The organism is Aliivibrio fischeri, assembly GCA_038993745.2.
Classification (GTDB): Bacteria; Pseudomonadota; Gammaproteobacteria; order Enterobacterales; family Vibrionaceae; genus Aliivibrio; species Aliivibrio fischeri_B.
The window spans coordinates 567,573-582,583 of sequence record CP160630.1; the positions used below are offsets into that span (position 1 = coordinate 567,573).

15 protein-coding genes are annotated in these 15,011 nt (G+C 38.4%); 5 read left to right on the forward strand and 10 right to left on the reverse strand.

Translation table 11 applies throughout. From position 1 onward, the window contains the following. Nucleotides 1-24 precede the first annotated feature (24 nt). From AAFX60_016585 to AAFX60_016600, 4 genes are all read right to left on the reverse strand, one after another. Nucleotides 25-261 carry an RNA-binding protein gene (locus tag AAFX60_016585; protein XDF80001.1) on the reverse strand — a complete coding sequence of 79 codons (237 nt, stop codon included), beginning with the start codon at nucleotides 259-261 and terminating at the stop codon, nucleotides 25-27. 145 nt (nucleotides 262-406) lie between these two features. Further along, nucleotides 407-1,330 carry a porin gene (locus AAFX60_016590; GenBank protein ID XDF80002.1) on the reverse strand — a complete coding sequence of 308 codons (924 nt, stop codon included), beginning with the start codon at nucleotides 1,328-1,330 and terminating at the stop codon, nucleotides 407-409. Between the two features lie 173 nt (nucleotides 1,331-1,503). Further along, entirely contained in the window at nucleotides 1,504-2,370 is an 867-nt protein-coding gene (locus AAFX60_016595; protein XDF80003.1) for a (2Fe-2S)-binding protein, read from the reverse strand. Nucleotides 2,371-2,404: 34 nt separating this feature from the next. Beyond that, the gene (locus AAFX60_016600) at nucleotides 2,405-3,508 is read right to left on the reverse strand and encodes an anhydro-N-acetylmuramic acid kinase (GenBank protein XDF80004.1); all 1,104 of its coding nucleotides are present in this window, start codon (nucleotides 3,506-3,508) and stop codon (nucleotides 2,405-2,407) included. A gap of 172 nt (nucleotides 3,509-3,680) precedes the next feature. On the opposite strand from AAFX60_016600, the gene nagZ reads away from it, so the two are divergent. Beyond that, nucleotides 3,681-4,676 (forward strand): beta-N-acetylhexosaminidase, encoded by a 996-nt coding sequence (nagZ, locus tag AAFX60_016605; GenBank protein ID XDF80005.1) that lies wholly within the window; start codon nucleotides 3,681-3,683, stop codon nucleotides 4,674-4,676. Between the two features lie 80 nt (nucleotides 4,677-4,756). Here the strand turns inward: nagZ and pyk are convergent, their stop codons facing one another. Both pyk and queE read right to left on the reverse strand, forming a co-directional pair. Continuing rightward, entirely contained in the window at nucleotides 4,757-6,202 is a 1,446-nt protein-coding gene (pyk, locus tag AAFX60_016610) for a pyruvate kinase (GenBank protein ID XDF80006.1), read from the reverse strand. A 101-nt stretch (nucleotides 6,203-6,303) separates the two neighbouring features. Continuing rightward, nucleotides 6,304-6,984 (reverse strand): 7-carboxy-7-deazaguanine synthase QueE, encoded by a 681-nt coding sequence (gene queE, locus AAFX60_016615; GenBank protein ID XDF80007.1) that lies wholly within the window; start codon nucleotides 6,982-6,984, stop codon nucleotides 6,304-6,306. Nucleotides 6,985-7,167: 183 nt separating this feature from the next. Here queE and AAFX60_016620 point away from each other — a divergent pair, with 183 nt between their 5' ends. Next, nucleotides 7,168-8,382 carry an ROK family protein gene (locus AAFX60_016620; GenBank protein XDF80008.1) on the forward strand — a complete coding sequence of 405 codons (1,215 nt, stop codon included), beginning with the start codon at nucleotides 7,168-7,170 and terminating at the stop codon, nucleotides 8,380-8,382. Between the two features lie 77 nt (nucleotides 8,383-8,459). On the opposite strand, the gene ltaE is transcribed toward AAFX60_016620, so the two are convergent. After that, a complete protein-coding gene (gene ltaE, locus AAFX60_016625) occupies nucleotides 8,460-9,464 on the reverse strand; it encodes a low-specificity L-threonine aldolase (protein XDF80009.1) in 1,005 nt (334 codons plus the stop codon). 282 nt (nucleotides 9,465-9,746) lie between these two features. Between ltaE and AAFX60_016630 the strand changes: the two genes are divergently transcribed. Both AAFX60_016630 and viaA read left to right on the forward strand, forming a co-directional pair. After that, nucleotides 9,747-11,396, forward strand: coding sequence for an ATPase RavA domain-containing protein (locus tag AAFX60_016630; protein XDF80010.1), 1,650 nt, complete (start codon nucleotides 9,747-9,749; stop codon nucleotides 11,394-11,396). Nucleotides 11,397-11,414: 18 nt separating this feature from the next. Beyond that, on the forward strand, nucleotides 11,415-12,863 hold the full coding sequence (gene viaA / locus AAFX60_016635) for an ATPase RavA stimulator ViaA (GenBank protein ID XDF80011.1): 1,449 nt from the start codon (nucleotides 11,415-11,417) through the stop codon (nucleotides 12,861-12,863). On the opposite strand, the gene AAFX60_016640 is transcribed toward viaA, so the two are convergent. Further along, on the reverse strand, nucleotides 12,864-13,106 hold the full coding sequence (locus AAFX60_016640) for a DUF2960 domain-containing protein (GenBank protein XDF80012.1): 243 nt from the start codon (nucleotides 13,104-13,106) through the stop codon (nucleotides 12,864-12,866). It abuts the gene before it with no gap. A gap of 43 nt (nucleotides 13,107-13,149) precedes the next feature. After that, nucleotides 13,150-13,587 carry a DUF3069 domain-containing protein gene (locus AAFX60_016645; GenBank protein ID XDF80013.1) on the reverse strand — a complete coding sequence of 146 codons (438 nt, stop codon included), beginning with the start codon at nucleotides 13,585-13,587 and terminating at the stop codon, nucleotides 13,150-13,152. 208 nt (nucleotides 13,588-13,795) lie between these two features. On the opposite strand from AAFX60_016645, the gene AAFX60_016650 reads away from it, so the two are divergent. Beyond that, on the forward strand, nucleotides 13,796-14,422 hold the full coding sequence (locus AAFX60_016650; GenBank protein XDF80014.1) for an OmpA family protein: 627 nt from the start codon (nucleotides 13,796-13,798) through the stop codon (nucleotides 14,420-14,422). A 53-nt stretch (nucleotides 14,423-14,475) separates the two neighbouring features. Here the strand turns inward: AAFX60_016650 and AAFX60_016655 are convergent, their stop codons facing one another. Next, nucleotides 14,476-14,946 carry a CreA family protein gene (locus AAFX60_016655; GenBank protein XDF80015.1) on the reverse strand — a complete coding sequence of 157 codons (471 nt, stop codon included), beginning with the start codon at nucleotides 14,944-14,946 and terminating at the stop codon, nucleotides 14,476-14,478. Between the last annotated feature and the right edge of the window lie 65 nt (nucleotides 14,947-15,011).

The window sequence follows — 15,011 nt, forward strand, 5'->3', positions numbered from 1 at the left end:
TGGTCATTGATAAAAAGCAAATGATTATTCAGCTGCTTTTACGCGGATTTTAAGTTTACCAAACTTTTTGCCATCTTCAGCGGCGATTGCTGCTAATGCTTCTTCTTCGTCAAGCATTTCAACAAAACCAAATCCTTTTGATTCACCTGTAATTTCGTCTAATACTATTTTGCAGTATTTAAATTCTCCGTGCTTTTTAAACATTTCACGTAGTTCAAATTCAGACATAGTACGAGGAAGATTGCGAACAAGTAATTTCATGATTAACCATATAATAGTGATTTAAGAGTACGTTATAGCAGAAATTCGGTTCTGGGTATATGCAAAATAGAAAATCCGAAATAGCGATTAAACCATTTCGGATTTGGTTTTAGCCCTCCACCCAGAGTGCTAAAATTCATAAAACTTAGAAATCGTAGCGTAGACCAAATTGAATTTGATCATCTAAATCATCAATTTGTTCAAATTTGTATCCTGCATATGTGCGGAAACTTTTGTTTAGCTTGTAGATAGCTTCAATAGCAACGTTGTTTTCAGTGTCTTTGCTATCAACTTCTTGGTAGTTATAAACGCCTTGAAACACCCATTTATCCATTTTATAAGCGGCGGCGAGTTCGTAACCGGCAGCATCGATCTTGTCAATTTCACCTGTTGTGAATAAACCTGAAACCATGAACGCATCAAGTGTGTAGCGAAGGGCAAGGTTAATTTGGTCGGCATCTAGCCCAGCTTGTTCACCAGAGGTATAACCTAAACCCAAATCTAAGCCAATTGGTAGGGCATACATGCCAGATAGGCCAAAGCTATCACTTTTCTTAGTATTACTTGCAATGTAGTTTGCTTGCACGGTTAGAGCATCGAATTCACCAGAGTATACAAAGTTATTCTCACGTTTATCTTTGTTACCATCCGTTAAGTCTGCAGCATCACCACCAAAAGTGGCTAAAATATCAGTATAATCAGTAAGCATTACTTGTGCAGAATCTTGTTGTCCGTATGAGAAATTGCCAAAGGCAGTACTTAGACCAGCAAATAGATAACGGGTATTCACTAGATTGTTTTTTCCATCAGCAATTTCGACTTCATAAGTACCAAACGCACCTAAATCTTCATTAATTTTGGTTTTACCTTTTAAATTAATGCGTGCACGGCTCTTATCTTGAAATGAGCTCTCGGTTGCTGATTCATTATTATCAGAAATATTTGCACGTGCTTCGGCTCTGCCACCAACTTTTAATTGAGTGTCATCTTGATCGTAAACCGTTGCTGCTAAAAGAGGAGTTGATACAAAAGATGAAACGATAGCCGTTGATAGTAGTAATTTTTTCATTAGATTCCATACCTTTAAATTAACCAAAACACCCCGTTTTGGCCTAGTTATTTGCTTGGGATCTAAGATAGAAAACTCATATTAAAGATTGATGTAAGTTTTATTTAGTATTTATAAAACTAATGTGTCATCTGTGTGACAACGTTGAGATGACACATTAGTAGGAGAAAGGATTATGAAGGGATACGTTTACTGTTTTTCTTGATTCGTTCTTCATCAGATAACAGGTGACAGGTTGCGCATTTTTTCTTGCCGTCGATTTTATATTTTAAACAACAAGTTTCACGCTGAACGTACAAAATGGCTCGTTCTTTTTTCTCTGCTACATGAATATGCGCAAGATCTTTCCCTATATCAGGCATGATATTAGATAACCATTGCTGTGCATTAGGGAGTATTTGTTTTGCAAGATCCGCAGAAAGTCCTTTTTCGGTTAAGCGCATAAAGAAGACACTGACAGCCAGTGAAATGCTTCCCCAAAATGGACGGTGTTTTAATCGTTCTTTTTCAAATAATACACTTAAACCACCTCCAATTTGCTGAATGAGGTGAGTAAAAGCGTCATCCAGTTGTTCGTGACTTGCTACTACCGTTGATTGTGAACTTGATGCTAACGGGTCACTCTCTAAGCAAACAAAATGACAATTATTATTGATTTGTAAGGACTTTATTTTTTCTCCGTTAGGAGTCGAAATGAAAATATCATTAAATTGAATAACAGGAACTCGGTTAAACTTTAAACGAAGCGCCACCAAACTGGTGAAGAATTGGTTGTTAAACGATTTTAGCCACATAGAGGCTGCAACATTATGATTAACTTCTGTTTTCTTTGAAAATAACTTAATAGCCTGAGTTAAGTTAGCGGATAACCAAGTATTAAGAGGCTGGTGCTTATCATCCAGTTTGTCTTGGTTTGTGGCTTTAAGTTTAAAATTATCGTCAGCATCATGCAGCCACGCCAATTGGTCTTTTAAAGAATGGCATGATTCTGATGATTTTTTGTTGCGCCAAAGTGGCTGTAGTTGAGCTGAAATATGCATAATATAAGCAAGTTCTTAATTGTTTTTATTAGTTTTAATTAGCCGGGTAGATTACACCTAAACTCGCATAACGAGAAGCACCTGTCACATCAGGTTCATTACTTGGCAAGCCATGAATTCTTTGATGAGCAAGCCATGCAAAGGCCATTGCTTCCATATTGTCACTATCTACATTGTAGTCGTTAGTGGTGGAAACTGCCCAATTAGGTAAATGATATTGCAGCCGTTCCATTAAAAACTGGTTATGAGCTCCGCCACCACAGACTAATAGCTTAGTGTCATTGCCAACTTGGAATCGGATCACTTGATCAACAATAGTTGTCACGGTGAATTCTAATAGCGTTGCTTGAACATCTTGTGGTTGATACGGTTTATTTTCGATGTATTGTGCAAACCAATCTAAATTAAACAGCTCTCGTCCGGTGCTTTTCGGGTATGGGCGCGCAAAATAATCGTGTGTTTTTAGCTGGTTGAGCAGCTCATCTATAATTTGACCAGAACGAGCCCATGCGCCATCTTTATCGTAACTTTCCCCTTTATGCTCAGTAATCCATGAATCCATCAACATATTGCCAGGGCCTGTGTCATAACCAATAACAGGAGAGTCTTTTTGTAAAATAGAGATATTAGAGATACCGCCAATATTTAGAATTACATTGGTGCTCTCTGGCTTTCCAAATAAAGTGTTATGAAAAGCAGGAACTAAAGGTGCTCCTTGGCCTCCTAATGCCATGTCTTTTCTACGAAAATCGGCAACCGTATCAATCCCTGTTTTTGCAGCAATAATATTGCTATCACCAAGTTGCATAGTGAAAGGGTATTCTGCATCAGGTGAGTGAAACACCGTTTGACCATGACTGCCAATCGCTGTGATGTCAGAGGAGGCAATATTTAAAGTATTTAGTAAATGCAGAGTTGCGTCGGCAAAAAGATGACCAAGACGATGGTCTATTTCACCAATCACTTTTAAGTTGGTTTGTTGTCCTGTGCATACAGCAAGTAAATCCGCTTTTAGTTGTGGATCCATAGGATAATCAGCATAACCAAGTAGATTGATTGTTGTACCGTTAGTCTCAACGATGACAGCATCCACACCATCCAAACTGGTTCCAGACATTAAGCCAATGTATTTTTCCATGTATATACTCCATAACTACGGATTTATTAACGGTTTTATTGTGCCATAAAGTCATAAGATTATATCTATATTACTCACACTATTGACATAAAATTGCCATATATGAGATTTCAAAATGATAACGAGCATGATACTTTAAGCTTATAAAAATTAAGATGATTTGGAGAATGCTATGGGCCCGTTATGGCTAGATGTTGAAGGGTATGAAATTGATGCAGAAGAGTGTGAGTTACTTCAGCACCCAACTGTTGGGGGATTGATTTTATTTGCTCGAAATTATCATGATCCAAAACAGTTAGCGGCACTGACTGCATCCATTCGTAAAGCAGCAGGTCGACCAATTCTTATCGGTGTCGATCAGGAAGGTGGACGTGTTCAGCGCTTTAGAGATGAGTTTACTCTTATTCCACCAGCACAAGCCTATGCTGAAATGGATAACGGACTTGAACTGGCTAAAACGGCTGGTTGGTTATTATGTGCAGAGCTAGTCGCTCATGATATTGACCTTACTTTTGCTCCAGTTTTAGATAATGGGTTTGATTGTAAAGCTATTGGTAATCGTGCTTTTGGCGATGATATTAATACGATTGTTAAGTACAGCACAGCATTCATGCAAGGTATGAAATCGGCAGGAACCTCAACGACTGGTAAACATTTCCCAGGTCATGGTGGTGTTATTGCTGATTCGCATCTAGAAACACCTTACGATAATCGTAATAATATTTTTGAGCTTGATATGGCAATCTTTAAAGCTCAAATTGAAGCGGGAATTTTAGATGCAATGATGCCTGCTCATGTTATTTATCCTGAATACGATTCATCACCAGCAAGTGGATCATCATATTGGTTAAAAGACGTGCTTCGTAAGCAACTTAACTTCAATGGTTTAGTCTTTTCAGATGATCTAAGTATGGAAGGGGCAACTATCATGGGTGGCCCAGCAGAGCGCTCTCAACAAGCGTTAGATGCTGGCTGTGATATGCTATTGATGTGTAATAACCGTAAGTCAGCGGTAGAAGTATTGGATAATCTTGCTATTCAGTCAGTAGCCAAAGCGGATGCATTATTAAAAACACAGCATTTTGATAGAAAAACATTGCTAGGCACAAGAGAGTGGAAAGAAGCGAATGAGCTTATCACTCGTGCTTATGATGGTTGGAAATCATAACCAAATATCGTTATTTGAATGAAATAAAAAAGCCCCGATGTTGATTTAACTGCGGGGCTTTTATTTTATGCGATGTTTAATTACTCAACAGTAATAATACGCATACAGTTTGTTGAACCAACGATGTCCATAACGTCACCTTGAGTGATGATTACTTGGTCGCCAGTTGATAGTAAACCTTTAGATTTTAGCGTGTTGATTGCAGCATAAGTTGATGGAAGACCTGAATCTGCTTTCTCATCAAAGAATACTGGAGTCACACCACGGTAAAGCGCTGCACGGTTTAGCGTACCTTCGTTGCGAGATAGAGCAAAGATAGGTAGACCAGAGCTTAGACGAGACATCATAAGTGGAGTACGACCAGACTCTGTAAGTGTGATCATCGCAGTGATGCCTTCCATGTGGTTTGCTGCATACATAGTAGACATTGCGATTGTTTCTTCTGGTGTCGTGAAGCGACGGTCTAAACGGTGGTTAGATACGTTAACTGTAGGTACTTTTTCAGCACCCATACAAACGCCAGCCATTGAAGTTACTGTTTCAACAGGGAAGTCACCAGCCGCTGTTTCAGCAGAAAGCATTACCGCATCTGTACCATCAAGAACGGCGTTAGCAACGTCCATTACTTCAGCACGAGTAGGCATTGGGCTAGAAATCATTGATTCCATCATTTGTGTTGCAGTAATAACCGTACGGTTAAGGCTACGAGCACGACGGATCAGTTGCTTTTGAACACCAACTAGCTCTGGATCGCCAATTTCAACACCTAGGTCACCACGTGCAACCATAACAACATCAGATGCAAGGATGATGTCATCCAGTGCTTCTTCAGACGCTACCGTTTCAGCACGTTCAACTTTAGCAACTAATTGCGCTTCAAGACCTGCATCACGAGCTAGACGACGAGCGTAGTTCATGTCTTCGCCGTTACGTGGGAAAGAAACCGCTAGGTAATCAACTTTCATTGCAGCAGCTGTAATGATGTCAGCTTTGTCTTTTTCAGTTAGTGCGTCAGCAGAAAGGCCACCACCTTGTTTGTTGATGCCTTTATTGTTTGATAGAGGACCAGCAACTGTTACTTCTGTGTGTACTTTGTTGCCTTCAACAGCAGTTACACGAAGTTGTACACGACCGTCATCAAGAAGAAGAACGTCGCCAGTAGTTACATCTTGAGGTAGTTCTTTGTAATCAAGGCCAACAGAGTCTTGATTACCTTCACCTTTAGGTAAATCGCTATCTAGTGTGAATTTATCACCAATAGCTAATTGGATTTTACCTTCTTTAAACGTAGAAACACGGATTTTAGGACCTTGTAAGTCACCTAGAATAGCGACGTGAGTGCCAAGTTTTGCTGCGATTTCACGAACTTTGCGTGTACGCTCAATGTGATCTTCTGGGCTACCGTGAGAGAAGTTCATACGAACAACGTTTGCACCAGCGGCAATGATTTTTTCTAGGTTATTATCACGATCTGTTGCAGGGCCAAGAGTGGTAACGATTTTTGTTCTACGTAGTCTGTTAGACATATAATCTCCAAAGTGGATGTTGTTTTATTTTTCCTATGCTTAAACATATATCGGCAATAGTGACAATACCATGACTCAAACAGGGTAAATGTAAAAAATTCTCACGCAATCGCTAAATATTTGTGCGTTTGAATAGAAAGTCGCCAATTTCTTTTGATACACGTTTCAATACAAAGTTCGGTAGCTCTTGGTTTTTGGCTAATTGGTTGAAGAGCGATAGTGACATCTTCGAGTAACTCAACACCTTCTAATAATGCATCAAGTTGCTCAATATCTTTTGTTGTACCAACTGGGTGTTTAATCTCATTTGCACGAGATAGGGCGACTGGCAGAACAGGTAATTTGCCTTTCATGTTGATTTTTGGTGACACTGTCACCCAAGTATTCTCTGAAGCAAGAATAGGGTAAGTACCACTGGTTTCTATTTGGCAGCGATAACCGTGCAGCTCTAGTTCTTGAGTTAATGAAGTTAGATCATACATACATGGTTCACCACCAGTAATCACCATGTGCTTTGCGGTATAACCTTGATTTTCCAACATTTCAATTATTTGAGTGCTCGACAGTTCTGTCCAACTAGGGGTATCTTCCGTTTTTGCTAAAATGGTCTGTAAATCTGTTTTATCACTTAATTCAATATCCCAAGTTTGCTTTGTATCACACCAAGAACAACCAACAGGGCAACCTTGTAAGCGTAAAAATATAGATGGAACACCGGTAAATGTTCCTTCGCCTTGAATGGTCTCGAATAACTCGTTAATTTTAAATAATGGTGCTGACATAATTATTTTACTCAAATAAAAAACTATAAAATTTGGCGTTAAAATTCGTTGTGAAGTCGCATTTTTCGTAAATATTTCATAATCTTCGTGATAGATATCACGTAGGCAAATACTTAAGCTTCACAATTTGTTCGCAAAGTAAAAAAATTCAATTAATTGATATATTTTTTACTGGAGATACGTATGTACGTGGCCCAACCCGGACACATTGATCATTTAAAACAAGTAAATGCGGGCCGGGTGTATAAGTTAATTGATCAACTTGGCCCTATCTCGCGAATCGATCTTTCTAAAGAGAGTAATCTAGCGCCGGCTAGTATTACCAAAATCACACGCGAACTTCTTGACGCACACCTTATCAAAGAAACTCAAGTACAAGAAGCAAATAGTCGTGGTAGACCGGCAATTGGCCTTGAAGTGGATAATGAAGGCTGGCAATTCTTATCTCTTCGATTAGGTCGTGGCTACTTAACTATCGCTTTGCACAGTCTTGGTGGAGAGCAGATCATTGAAGAAAGACAGTTAATCAAAGAGATTGAGCAAGATGAGCTACTTGCTAAATTATTAAATGAAATTAACGTGTTCTTTCAAAAGCATTCTAAGATTTTGGGACGAATTACTAGCATTGCGGTGTCATTACCGGGATTAGTGATTTCTTCACAAGGTCTGATCATTCAAATGCCTCACTATAATGTGAAAAATTTACCTTTGGGCCCTAAGATCTACGAATCTACAGGCTTACCAGTATTTATAGGGAATGATACAAGAAGTTGGGCATTAGCAGAAAAGCTGTTTGGTAATTCAAAAAATATCGATAATTCTATTTTAGTGTCCATTCATCATGGTGTTGGTGCTGGCATCATTATGAATGGTGAAGTGCTGCAAGGTAGAACAGGTAATATCGGTGAAATGGGGCACATCAAGATCAATAAATTGGGTGCACGTTGTCATTGTGGTAATGCTGGCTGTTTAGAGACTGTTGCGAGTGCAAAGGCGATTCGTGATCAAGTAAAAAACTTGATTAATAATGGTCATCAAACCGTCTTGAAAGATCAGACGATTACGATTGAAAACATTTGTCTTGCCGCAAACCAAGGTGATGTATTAGCAAAACAAGTCATTACTGAGCTTGGACATAATTTGGGTGAAGCCATAGCTATTATGGTCAATCTATTTAACCCAGAAATGATATTGATAGGTGGGGAAATTAACCTTTCGAAAGACATTTTGTACCCAATCATCATGGATTCTATTCAAAACCAAGTATTGCCACTATATGCAAAAGACACGCAATTGGTTGAGAGTCGCTTTTATACTCAAGCAACCATGCCAGGAGCTGCACTGGTTAAGCAAGCAATGTGTGATGGTTCATTGCTAATGAAGGTGATAGAAGGTTAACACTTCACCGTAAAGTAATAAAAAAGAGCAGCGAATTTGGCTGCTCTTTTCTTTTTATATTGATGGAACGGATAAGATTAGTTCTGTTTTAAGAACTCAATTAAGGTATCAATATTTTGTTTTGTGATGTCTTTATGAGTCACAAAGCGAATAGGGTTGCCAGCAGAAAGTAAAATATCCTGTTCAAGTGCTTTATCGCAAATTGTTTTGATATCTACTTTGTTGTCTAATTTAGCAAAAACAATATTAGTTTGAATATGCTCAACATTCACTGAAAATCCATTTACCGTATTTAACTGTTCAGCTAAATATTTAGCATTGGTATGGTCTACGGCCAGTTGCGGCACTTGCTCGGTTAATGCGAGTTTTCCAGCAGCAGCAAGAATGCCCGTTTGACGCATACCGCCCCCCAGCATCTTTCTAATACGGCGAGCTTTTTTGATGTATTCTTTTGTGCCAAGTAGCAAAGAACCAATTGGTGCTGATAGGCCTTTTGATAAACAAATCGTCATACTATCAAAATGTTGAGAAATCTCTTTTATATCAACATCTAACGCAACTGCGGCATTATAGACGCGAGCACCATCTAAATGCAGAGCAAGTTGATGTTTGTTCACAAATTCTCGAGCTTGAGCTAGGTAGCTTAACGGAAGAACCTTGCCATTAATGGTGTTTTCTAAGCTCAATAGTTTGGTTCTAGCAAAATGGAAGTCATCCGCTTTTATTGCAGCAGCCAGTTTTTCAAAGCATAAAGTACCATCAGGATTATTTTCAATTGGCTGGGGTTGGATTGACCCTAATACCGCTGCGCCACCAGCTTCATATTTATAGTTATGGGCTTGTTGGCCACACAAATACTCATCGCCACGTTCACAGTGAGACATAAGCCCTAATAGGTTTGCTTGTGTTCCTGATGAAGTGAACATTGCCGCTTCAAAACCATGGCGCTCAGCAGCCCATTGTTCTAATTCGTTTGTGGTTGGATCATCTCCATAAACATCATCACCAACCAGAGCATTAGCGATAGCTTCACGCATATTTGGTGTTGGGCGAGTAACCGTATCAGAGCGAAAATCAATCATGGTATATCCTTTACTGCACTTATTTTTATATAGATAGATAACCTAGCACACAGCTTGTATCCATGAAAACAATGTTATTTGGGTTTTACAAAAAAATAACGAGTATGGTGATTTATATATTAAGAAGAGTGCAATTTATTACCTCTAAAGTAGAGGGATTCGACTAATTGATGAGTGTATATGGTTATTAATCAAACAATTGAGGCAATATGTAACTATAACGACTCTGAAATTTACATTATACTCAAGAGAAAGCAGTTATCTTAAGTGTAAGGGAATGTAATGCAAGGAACCTCAACGAGAACAAGCGCTGCACGTGCGCTGCTATCTGAACGAATTCAAAAACTCACTACCGCATTATCTGATGGTGTGTATGAACGTGAAGATACAATGCGACTATGCTTACTTGCCGCTTTGTCTGGTGAAAGCGTATTTTTATTAGGTCCTCCAGGTATTGCAAAAAGCTTAATAGCAAAACGATTAATTAAAGCGTTTGATAACAGCCGTTATTTTGAATATCTAATGACACGCTTTTCGACACCAGAAGAAGTGTTTGGTCCTCTCTCAATTCAAGAATTAAAAGATAACGGTAAATACGTTCGATTAACTCAAGGTTACTTACCTGATGCTCAAGTTGTTTTCTTAGATGAAATTTGGAAAGCAGGTCCCGCAATTCTTAATACACTACTGACCGTTGTAAATGAAAAAACATTTAAAAACGGTAATGAAATTTCTCCTGTCCCAATGCGACTTCTTATTTCGGCATCAAACGAATTACCCGATGAAGACAGCGGCTTAGATGCACTCTATGACCGAATGTTAGTACGCGTATTTGTTAACCGTATTCAAAATAAAAATAACTTTAAATCCATGTTGATGACAGGGACGATTCAAGAAACAGAAATCGATCCATCATTAGTTGTAACGGACAGCGAGTACCATCAATGGCAAAAAGAATTGGATGGATTAACCTTATCCGATCAAGTCTTTGAAAAGCTATTTGAATTAAAGACCATGCTTGAACAAAACAATACGGCTTATGATGAAGATCTGTATGTATCTGATCGACGCTGGAAAAAGTCCGTTAAATTACTAAAAGCATCCGCTTTCTTTAGTGGCCGTGATGAAATTAATCCGATGGATTTGTTGTTATTACAAGATTGTTTATGGACGACACCTGAGAACAGAGAACAAGTACGTGAAAGTATTCGAGTCTTTGCATCAGAAAAAGCGTTTGATCAACAAGCGGTATTGATGAATATCGATATGATCTTAACGGATATGGCGGAAATGGAAGCGGAGATCTTGGCAAAGCACAGTGTTGAATTGCATATGGAAACGGCCGGTAACCGCTTAATGAAAAAAGAAAGCTATGAGTTCGATTTTCAAAAGGGCAAACGCTTTAGTGTTGGCAACGCGCATCAATTAATAAAATTAGTGATGCTTCAATCTAATATGTCAGTATCAGAAGGTGAAAAGGGCGATAGCCGCTGGGTTTATGTTAACCCTGATGACATCGAAAAACAGATGAAAGAAGGTAAGGCATCGGTATATGGTTATGTAAACCAGAACCCAAGTCTGTGTATGCTTAATTTTGAATTAGATGCTGATTCCAGATTAGTAATCAAAGATATCGCAAATCGTTCTGTTCTTGTCGGTATGGTCGGTCATAATGATCCAACTGAAAGTCAATTTGATGCGTGGGCAGAGCAAGTTTCTGTAAATCAAAAGAAATTAGACGAAGCTGAACATCAATTACTAAAAAGCCGAACACAATTTCACGCAGCGCTACCACATAACTTTATTGAAGAAAGCTTACCTTCAGTGATTGAAAACAGTCTACAGTTATTAACTCAGCGTATTGAGGGATGCAAAACTCAATTTAATAACTCTAGTCGACGCGTAATGAAATTTAGCGATTATTATTCTTAATAAGTAATAGGGACAAATATGTTAGGTGCTGATGCCTTAAACTTGGTCATGATGGTAGCAGAATCAGGGATGATTGATTCTTCGATCGCTGAGGTCCTTTCACGTCCACAATTTCTGACCGCTGCTAAATCAAACCCTAATATAAAACCAACTATTAAGAATCATATTTTGAAATGGCGTGGCAAAGTTAAGCATAAAATGACCAAAGTATGCGAAACTGAGCGTATTCAAGATGAACTGGCTTTATATCAGGATGTGATTCATTGGAGCGAGAACGAGTTTTATCAACGCATTGATGAGATCGTATCTAAGCTAAAGTGGCACTCTGCATTTTACGTTGAAGCAAAACAATTGGCTAATGATAACAAAGGGTTAATGAACCCTATGTTCCCTAGGTTCTTTTGTGAACGTTGGTATCAAAGTTTATCGGATGCAATAAAAAAAGCGCAGTTAAGTGAATTAAAAGAAGATAAAGAAAAACTCCTTGCTGATTTGTATCGACGAATTGAAACACTAAAAACCATGGAGTCTGTTACTGCTGAGGGTGATGAAGCTCAAATCGGTAAACTGTGGGATATGGCATCAGCAAAACTGACCAAATCTAATGTAGATATCATGAAACTACATGCGCGGTTTCTGAAGAAAAATAAAGGGTTACAAGACATCGCCTCTAAGCTTGGACGTATGGCCAATGAAGCTGAACATAGTGATAAATCACAAGCTATGGCTGAAGAAGTCAAAGTGGTGGAAGAGAAGAGTGATTTTGTAACTGACGATATTGTTGGTGTTCATGAAGGCGATGATTTAAGTCGTCTACTTCCTAATGAAACTTTATTTTTATCGCATCCAGAACTTGAAGTTATTTTTTATCAGCACCTTATTGATAAACGTTTAATGAACTATCGCATGCAGGGGGCTGATCGAAAGTTACGCAAAGTCACAACTCAATCGAGAGCTGCAAGTAATGCGCTTATTGAAAAAGGGCCGTTTGTTGTTTGTGTAGATGCATCAGGTTCTATGAGTGGATTCCCAGAGCAATGTGCAAAAGCGTTAGCTTATGGATTAATGCAGATCGCATTGGCAGAAGAGCGAGATTGTTATGTCATTCTGTTTTCGACTCAGCAAATCACATATGAATTAAGTAAACAGGATGGCTTGAAAGAAGTCGCTGATTTCTTATCGTATAAATTTCATGGTGGTACAGATTTAGAGCCCGTGCTGGAAAAATCAATTCAATTGATGCATGAGGATAAATATAAAAACGCAGATTTAGTGGTATTGTCTGATTTTATTGCACCGACACATTCAGAAAAGATAGATGCAATGGTAGGGGATTTGAAAAAACATCAGAACCGATTTCATGCGGTGTGTTTATCAAAATATGGAAATCCAGCATTAATGGCGATGTTTGACCACACATGGGCATATCATCCATCAATGCTAGGGAGACTAACGCAAATTCGCTAATTAGTCTTCTTTCACGAAACGTACTTTTGAAAAGCCAAGCTTTGTAAAGTAGCTGTGACGGAAATCTTTAACCGCACCAGGGTTATTTGAGGCCATTTCAACTTGCTTCAACATAGTATCGAAATCTGAGATATCAATACCTTCAGCAGCCGCTGCAGCTTCAAATGGGCCGTGAAATTCACGAAAAGAGAAAGGGATCTCTTTTGTTTCAGACTTGTAAGTATAACGAACGATACGAGCCATTATTTCTCCGAAAAAGGATGGCGCTAAAGCCATCCAATATTAATTATTTTTTGAAGATTTCAGCAAGTTCACGTTTCATGATTGGATCACGACGTGCTTTTTTGATTTGCTTAACTAGATCTTTCACACAGTTGTGTAAAACTTGATCAAGAAGTTGTGAACGGTATTCAGCTTGAGCATCTTCGTCCATGTTTTCTGGTAGGTCTAAGTTTTCGAACTCAGCCATGAAATCATAACCAGCGTAGCTTTGGCTTAGAGAAACTAATGCGTGGAATTGCTCAAAGTTATCTAGAACTTTTTGAGCACTAGCTGGCATTGCATCCCAAGATTCACGAACTGCGATTTCAGCTACTTCGTGCACAGAAACAAGCATGTGCCACATTTCTTCAGGAACGTTTTCAAATTCGATAACTTTTTTAAGTTCAGGAGAGATCGTTTCTAGATCGATAGCTTCTTTTTGTGTGTTTTCAACTTCAGACATGGGAATTTCTCGTCATATAAAAAGGAAATGGTAACTAGACCATCAGAAATGTCAATTTTATTCATTCCTATAAGGGACATTTGATAAGAAATCGTGGTTTTAATAAGCGAAAAGCAGGAATCAACATCACATTTATCACCGTTTTTCATTAAAGAAACGATTATAAACGTCGATATCAAGAGTAGGAATTATATTACTCGGATTGATCATGCTAAGACTTTTACCATTATTTGCTTCATTACTATTTGTAGGGTGTGCACCACAAGGAAGTAGTTTATTAGATACCGCACCAAAGACGAAAGAAGATACACCGTTCCCTGATTTTGAAAATCCTGAAACGGCACCTGTTGAAGAGATGGAAACATCAGAAATGACACGTGCATTAACTGGACCTAATGGTGAGTTAAAAGACGATGACATGCGCCAAGTCGCTCAACAATTAACAAATATGGGTATTCAATATCACAAAGTAGGTAATGACCAACTGGTGATAAGCATTCAAGAAAAAGTGCATTTTTCTAGCGCTAAAGCTGAATTAACGCCACTAGCACGTTCACTACTTAATAAACTGATTGTTGTTATGGCGAGTAAACCAGAGCTAGCTCTAGTACTTGATGGTCATACGGATGTGACTGGTGATCCGATTAAGAATCAGAACTTATCTGAACAACGTTCAAACGAAGTACGTCGCTATTTACTAGCGAATAAACTAAATGCGAGTCAATTATACTCTCGAGGTTTTGGTGAATATCTACCGTTATGTGATAACGATACGATCCTAGGTCGTAAATGTAATCGAAGAGTGGAAATTACCATCTTAAAAATTCACTGGTAACAGTATAAAAAATGGCCCTCATTATTGAGGGCCATTTTGTAGATATTTATAAATTAGTTAGCAGTAACTGGTTGTTCAACGTAAGCTTTTGTTCCCCACAATGGCACAGTTGATAAACTATGCTTAAAGCTACCTTCTGTTTCTTTTGTTGTGTATGACAAGTACAGTAATGTTTGGTTTTCAGCATCGTAAATACGTCTAACTTTCATTGATTTAAAGAAGATACTTTTAGATTGCTTGAAAACAACCTCACCAGATTTACTTCTGTCAATTTGAGCGATCATTTCAGGCGTGATTTCACCTGTTTGACGACATGAGATAGAGCTGTCACTTGGATCCGAAAGGCTTAAATTTGCTTCAACTGATGCGATGTGGCAAGTAACACCAGGGATCTTTTCATCATCCAAGTTTGAAATTTTGATGTCTTTCATAGTGAACATACCTAGTGATACATCACCAACTTCGTTATCAGAACAAGCGCTAAGCAATGTTGTGATAGCAAGTGCAAAAATGATTTTTTTCATTAAAGATTCTCTGATTTTAAACGATATAAAAGAGTGTAGCATAAACGTGATTTGATTTAAGCTCT